Source organism: Rubrivirga sp. (assembly GCF_049648075.1).
GTDB lineage: Bacteria > Bacteroidota > Rhodothermia > Rhodothermales > Rubricoccaceae > Rubrivirga.
This window is the reverse complement of the sequence record NZ_JBARYR010000094.1, coordinates 1-6,604: the sequence shown is the minus strand read 5'-3', so window position 1 is coordinate 6,604 and position 6,604 is coordinate 1. Positions and strand designations below refer to the sequence as shown.

At 68.8% G+C, this 6,604-nt stretch carries 6 protein-coding genes; 4 read left to right on the top strand and 2 right to left on the bottom strand.

Features of this window, described 5'->3' with window-relative positions; genetic code table 11:
* Window positions 1-1,817: molecular chaperone DnaK (gene dnaK, locus WBA11_RS02585; RefSeq protein WP_424519165.1), on the bottom strand; the 1,817-nt coding region annotated here is incomplete at its 3' end.
* 254 nt (window positions 1,818-2,071) lie between these two features.
* On the opposite strand from dnaK, the gene WBA11_RS02580 reads away from it, so the two are divergent.
* The 3 genes from WBA11_RS02580 to WBA11_RS02570 all read left to right on the top strand — a co-directional run bounded on the left by WBA11_RS02580 (window position 2,072) and on the right by WBA11_RS02570 (window position 4,736).
* Window positions 2,072-2,692, top strand: a complete 621-nt coding sequence (locus WBA11_RS02580) for a CDP-alcohol phosphatidyltransferase family protein (protein ID WP_424519164.1) — start codon at window positions 2,072-2,074, stop codon at window positions 2,690-2,692.
* Window positions 2,693-2,762: 70 nt separating this feature from the next.
* Window positions 2,763-3,407, top strand: coding sequence for an orotate phosphoribosyltransferase (gene pyrE, locus WBA11_RS02575; protein WP_424519163.1), 645 nt, complete (start codon window positions 2,763-2,765; stop codon window positions 3,405-3,407).
* 81 nt (window positions 3,408-3,488) lie between these two features.
* On the top strand, window positions 3,489-4,736 hold the full coding sequence (locus tag WBA11_RS02570) for a competence/damage-inducible protein A (RefSeq protein ID WP_424519162.1): 1,248 nt from the start codon (window positions 3,489-3,491) through the stop codon (window positions 4,734-4,736).
* A 152-nt stretch (window positions 4,737-4,888) separates the two neighbouring features.
* Here WBA11_RS02570 and WBA11_RS02565 read toward each other — a convergent pair whose 3' ends face one another.
* On the bottom strand, window positions 4,889-5,695 hold the full coding sequence (locus WBA11_RS02565; RefSeq protein WP_424519161.1) for a peptidoglycan-binding protein: 807 nt from the start codon (window positions 5,693-5,695) through the stop codon (window positions 4,889-4,891).
* Window positions 5,696-5,927: 232 nt separating this feature from the next.
* On the opposite strand from WBA11_RS02565, the gene recA reads away from it, so the two are divergent.
* Window positions 5,928-6,604, top strand: a 677-nt coding sequence (gene recA / locus WBA11_RS02560; protein ID WP_424519160.1) for a recombinase RecA, incomplete at its 3' end; no start/stop codon positions are given.

Below are 6,604 nucleotides of genomic sequence, written 5' to 3'. Positions count from 1 at the left end.
TGCTGGGCCCGGTAGAGGTCCTCAGCGGCCGCGCTCCACGCGGTGTTGAGCTGCTCCATCGCGGACTCGACCTCGTCGACCTGCTGGCCCTGGTGGACCTCCTTGAGACGCTCCAGCCCCGCGTCGATCGCGGCGCGCTTCTCGGCCGGAAGCTTGTCGCCGTACTCGACCAGGTTCTTCTCGGTCGAGAAGATCAGGCTGTCGGCCTGGTTCATCTTGTCGATCGACTCCTTTTTGCGGGCGTCGTCGGCGGCGTGGTCGCGGGCGGCGCGGCGCATGGTCTCGATCTCGGCGTCGCTCAAGCCCGACGAGGCCTCGATGCGGATCGATTGCTCCTTGCCGGTCGCCTTGTCCTTGGCCGAGACCGACAGGATGCCGTCGGCGTCGATGTCGAACGTGACCTCGACTTGGGGCAGGCCACGCGGGGCCGGCGGGATGCCATCGAGGTGGAACCGTCCGATCGTCCGGTTGTCGACGGCCATCGAGCGGTCGCCCTGGAGCACGTGGATCTCGACCGACGGCTGGTTGTCACTCGCCGTCGAGAACGTCTCCGACTTCCGCGTCGGGATCGTCGTGTTGGCCGGGATGAGCGCCGTCATGACGCCACCCAGCGTCTCGATCCCCAGGTTGAGCGGGGTGACGTCCAAGAGCAGGACGTCCGAGACGTCGCCCGAGAGCACGCCGCCCTGGATGGCGGCTCCGAGCGCGACGACCTCGTCCGGGTTGACCGAGCGGTTCGGGGCCTTGCCGAAGAACGCCTCGACGACCTCCTGGACCTTCGGGATGCGCGTCGAGCCACCGACCAAGATGACTTCGTCGATCTGAGACTTGGTCAGCCCGGCGTCGGTGAGCGCCTTCTCCATCGGCGGGGTGGTGCGGGAAATGAGGTCGTCCACCAGCTGCTCGAACTTGGCCCGGCTGAGGTCCAGGGTCAGGTGTTTGGGACCGTCCTGGGTCGCCGTGATGAACGGCAAGTTGATGGTCGTCGCCGTCGAGGCCGAGAGCTCGATCTTGGCCTTCTCAGCGGCCTCCTTGAGCCGCTGCAGCGCCATCGGGTCGCTCCGCAGGTCGATGCCTTCCTCGCGCTTGAACTCGTCCGCGATCCAGTCGATCAGGCGCTGGTCGAAGTCGTCGCCGCCGAGGTGCGTGTCGCCATTCGTCGACTTGACCTCGAAGACGCCGTCACCCAGCTCCAGGATGGAGATGTCGTAGGTGCCGCCGCCCAGGTCGTAGACCGCGATCGTCTGGTCCTCGTCGCCGACCTTGTCCAGGCCGTACGCGAGCGCCGCAGCCGTCGGCTCGTTCAAGATGCGCTTGACCTCCAAGCCGGCGACTTGGCCCGCCTCTTTGGTCGCCTTGCGCTGGGCGTCGTTGAAGTAGGCCGGGACCGTGATGACGGCCTCGGTCACGCGCTCTCCGAGGTAGTCCTCGGCGGTCTGCTTGAGCTTGCCGAGCACCATCGCCGAGACCTCCTGCGGCGTGTACTTCTTGGTGTCGCCGGCCGCGTCGACCTCGATGCGGGCCACGCCGCCGTCGCCGGCGACGACGGTGTAGGGGACCGTCTTCATCTCCTCGCCGACCTCGGCGTGCTGGCGGCCCATGAACCGCTTGACGGAGAAGATGGTGTTGGTCGGGTTCGTGATCGCCTGGCGCTTGGCCGGGGCGCCGACGAGCCGCTCTCCGTCTTTTTTGAACGCGACGACCGACGGGGTCGTCCGGCCGCCCTCAGCGTTGGGGACGACGACGGGTTCGTTTCCTTCCATGACCGCGACGACGGAGTTCGTCGTGCCGAGGTCGATGCCAATGATCTTGCCCATGAGGACTTGTTTTCTAGGTTGATGACTGATTCGTGTGAGCCGTCGCAAGGCCCGGATAGGTGGGCTACGCCGGCCTGGGTGGCAGGATCCGCGTGGCCCCTGCCGCTCAGGCAGACTCCGAGCACCCCTCACGCCACGACAAGCGGCGTGCCAGCACGCGTCCAATTGCCGTTATGGCAGGTCCCTTCACGGCGTCCTCGAGGACAAGAGGCCATCGGGGTATCTTCGTGTGCCCCCGGAGCGGGGTACTCCTCATGAAGCACGTCCCCAACGCACTGACGATCGGCCGCATCATCGCGGCGCCGGTGTGTCTGTACCTGCTGTGGACCGGGACGCTGTGGGGCCAGGTGGCCGGCGCCACGCTGTTCATCCTGGCGGCGATCACGGACTGGCTCGACGGGCGGCTCGCCCGCACCTACGGCGTGTCCTCGAGGCTGGGCCAGTTCCTCGACCCGTTGGCGGACAAGATCCTGGTCTTGGGGGCCTTCTTCCTGATCCCCTTCCTGGAGCCGATCGGGCGCGGCTTGGCGGCGCCGGCAGGCGAATGGCTGCCCTGGCTCGCGATCGGCGTCATCGCGGCGCGGGACGTGGCGGTGACGGTTCTGCGGGCGGTTCGGGAGCGACAAGGACGGCCGCTCCAAACGTCTTCGGCGGCCAAGTGGAAGACGGCGTGGCAGCTGACGTTCTTGATCACGGCGTTCGTGTTCCTGGCCGGCTCGCACTTGAGCGCCCTGGGCGGCTTCCTCGGCGACCTCGGTGGGTTCTTGTACCAGGCCTTGAGCTCTCCGGCTGCGTTGGCCTTCCTAATTGTCACGGCCGGCGTGACCGTCTACACCGGCGTCCTGTACTTCCGCGACCCCACCCCGACGACCTGAGCCGTCCTCGACGTGCCTCGCCTTCGAGGTCGAGGTGCGCAGGCCGCCCTCGAGGTCGAGACCCCCCACGATGACCCTGGCCGACACGCTCGCCCGTGACCTGCTCCGCATCGGCGCCGTCGCGCTCCGCCCGGACGACCCGTTTACCTGGGCGAGCGGCCGGCTCTCGCCGGTCTACACCGACAACCGGCTCACGCTCTCGCATCCCGACGTTCGAGGCCGGATCGCCGATGGGCTCGTGGCGCTCGCCCGAGAGCACGTCGTCGACCTCGAGGCCGTGTCGGGCACGGCGACGGCCGGGATCGCGCATGGGGCCCTCGCGGCCGATCGGCTCGGACTGCCGTTCAGCTACGTCCGGTCGAGTGCTAAGGGGCACGGCAAGGAGAACCGCATCGAGGGCGCCGTCGTGGAGGGCCAGCGTGTCGCTGTGGTCGAGGACCTGGTCTCGACCGGCGGCTCCGTGTTGAGCGCGGTCGAGGCGCTCCGCGACGCCGGCGCAGTTCCGGTCGCGGCTCTGGCCGTCTTCACCTACGGCTTCCCCGACGCCGCCGACGCGTTCCTCGAGGCCGGCCTCCCCCTCTACACGCTCACCGACCTCGACGCGCTCGCCGCAGCGGCCCAGACCTCTGGCGACCTCGATGGCGACGCGCTCGACGCCCTGACGGCGTGGCGCCGCGATCCCAAGGCGTGGAGCTGCGAGCGGGGAGGAGAGTGACGGACGTCGAGGCCGGAGCGTAGCGGTCTGGAACGGGCGCCCTCGAGGACGCGTCGGGACGCACCCCACACTCTGAACCTCATGACCGGTCATCTCATCACCGTCGGCGACGAAATCTTACTCGGACAAATCGTGGACACGAACGCGGCGTGGCTGGGCGAGCAACTCGCGGCCGTCGGGGTCGACCTGCGGCGGAGCGAGACGGTGGGGGACGGCGTCGACGAGATCGCGTCGGCCATCGAGGGCGGGTATGCGGGCGGCGCGTCGGTCGTGATCGTGACCGGCGGGCTCGGTCCGACGCACGACGACGTGACGCGAGCCGCCGTCGCCCAGGCGTTCGGCCGCGACCTCGAGTTCGATCAACGACTGTTCGACCGCATCGAGGCTCGGTACTCATCCCGCGGACGGACCATGCCGGCGATCGGGCGCGTCATGGCCGAGGTGCCCGCAGGGTTCGAGGCGCTGGAGAACCCGAAGGGCAGCGCGCCGGGGTTGTGGTGCGAAGCCCAGGGGCGCATCATCGCGGTGATGCCCGGTGTGCCGCACGAGATGAAGACGATCTCGGAGCACGCCGTCCTGCCGCGCTTGGTCGAGCGCCAGGACGAGGTCGTCTTGTCGAGGACGTTGCTGACGGTCGGCAAGGGCGAGAGCGACTTGTCGGCCATGATCGCGGAGACCGCCGAGCACCTTCCCGACGGCCTGCGCCTGGCCTATCTCCCAAGCTTGGGGACCGTTCGCATTCGCGTCACCGCACGCGGCGCCGATCACGGGGACGCCCGCGCCGACCTCGAGGCCGCGATCTGCGCGATCCGAGACACCCTGGGAACGCTCGTATTTGGCGAGGGCCAGCTCGCCCTCGAGGGCGCTGTCCTCGAGATGCTGGTCGACAACGGGCTGACGGTCGCCGTCGCGGAGAGTTGTTCCGGCGGCGCCGTGGCCGCTCGGTTGACGTCTGTCCCTGGCTCGAGCAGGGCGTTCTTGGGCGGCGTCGTGGCCTACTCGAACGCCGCCAAGGTGGGCTTGCTGGGCGTCGAGGAGTCCGCCCTCGAGGACGAGGGCGCCGTCAGCGAGGCCGTGGCGCTCCAACTCGCCGCCGGAGCGCGCTCGCAGTTCGGGGCTGACGTGGGGCTCGCCACGACCGGCATCGCTGGCCCGGGTGGCGGTACTCCCAACAAGCCCGTTGGCACGGTCTGGCTCGCGTACGACGACGGCTCGACCTCGAGGGCGGTGCGGCTTCAGCTGACGTCGGACCGCGAGGTGAACATCGCGTTGACGGCGACGGCGGCGCTGGACATGGTTCGGCGACAGGTGCTGCGGCGCGGGCGCTGAGCCGTTCTCGGGGGTGTCGCGCTGAGGTCGGGAGGCCCCCCGCCCGAGCGCCTATGACGTCGCGCAGCGGGCGCTCCGGTTGTCCGTTCGAGGTGGGTGGAGGGTGGGCGTCCTCGAGGACGAGGCGCGCCATCGAGGACGGCCTGTGACCATCACGCCTGCAACACCTGCTTTGCGAGGGTGAGGTACCGCTCTCGCTCGTCGATCCCCCGCGTCCCTCCATTGACACGTCGCGTTACGGCCTCGAGGTCGTCGGCGTCGGCCAGGCGGTTGAGGCCGCGCAGGTCCCAGAACCATCCGGCGACGTCGGCGGCGTAGGGGTCTTCAGAGACGCGGTGCGGGTCCTCCTCGACGTCGACCGTGTCGCCCCGAGAGCGCAGCGTGGCGGCGTAGCGCTGGTAGTTGTGCCGGCCGGTGAGTTGGATGAGACCTCGTCCCTTGAAGCGCGGCCCGTCGCCGGGCTGGGTGTTGCCCAGGTCCGTGCGCCCCTCGTACGCCTCGCCCGAGGCGAGCTCTTCGGGCCATCGGAGCCCGCCGCTCTCGTGGGCGATCTGGGCCAGGAAGTGCGCCCGGCGTAAAGGCGTGGTCACGCCGTACCGGGTCATCGCTTGGTTGAGCCCGTTGATGTGCCGCCGCGCGTGCTGCTCTCGAGCCTGCCCGACGATGGCGATCAACTGGTCGAGCGTGACCCCCGGCGCGCTCGGCTCCTGCTCCGGGTGGTCGCGCATGTGCTCGAGCCAGCGCCACAGCGCCGGCCGAACGATGCCGTCCACGAAAAAGCCCCAGCGCTCCTGAAGCCGGCGGGCCGCGGACTGGCTCTGGGTCCCGAACCAGCCGTCGGCCGTGACGGACCGCTCGCCCGCCGCGATCATGAGCCGCTGGAACCGGCGGATATCCGGGCGGAGGTCGACGTTCTGGCCGGGGAAGCCGTCGCGGAGACGGATGACGGGGCGGTCCACGAGCAAGGAGAGGGGGGACCCAGAGCCTACGGCCGAGCCTGTGACGAGGCAACCCACGGAGCCTTTGCGGACTGGCCTCGTTACGACTCTCCTTCACAGGGGTCTAGAGACCGAAGGGGCGTGACGATGCGCTGTCACCCCTTGTCTGTACCCTCCTGTGTTCCACTGTGCCTGAGGGGCCATCCAACCGGCCCTCGACTTCCCCAAGACCGCTCCTCGGAGCTTTGCCCTCATGGCTAAATCCCCCGCTACGATTCCCCCGAACGCCGAAGCCAAGGCGAAAGCACTCGATCTCGCGATGAAGCAGATCGAGAAGAACTACGGCAAGGGCGCCGTGATGAAGATGGGCGACCAGCCGCCGGTCGAGATGGACGCCGTCTCGACGGGCTCGCTCACGCTCGACCACGCGCTCGGGATCGGCGGCGTGCCGCGCGGCCGCATCATCGAGATCTACGGCCCCGAGTCGTCCGGTAAGACGACGCTCGCGACCCAGATCGTCGCCGAGGCCCAGAAGCTGGGCGGTACCTGCGCGTTCATCGACGCCGAGCACGCCTTCGACCCGACCTATGCCGAGAAGCTGGGCGTCAACACGGACGACCTCTTGATGTCGCAGCCGGACACCGGCGAGCAGGCGCTCGAGATCTGCGACATGTTGGTCCGCTCGGGCGCCATCGACGTGGTCGTGATCGACTCCGTCGCCGCGCTCGTGCCGAAGGCCGAGATCGAGGGCGAGATGGGCGCGAGCCACGTCGGCATCCAGGCGCGGCTGATGAGCCAGGCGTTGCGCAAGATCACCGGCACGATCAAGCGGACCAACACGATCCTCATCTTCATCAACCAGATCCGGATGAAGATCGGCGTCATGTTCGGCTCGCCCGAGACGACCGCCGGTGGCCGCGCGCTCAAGTT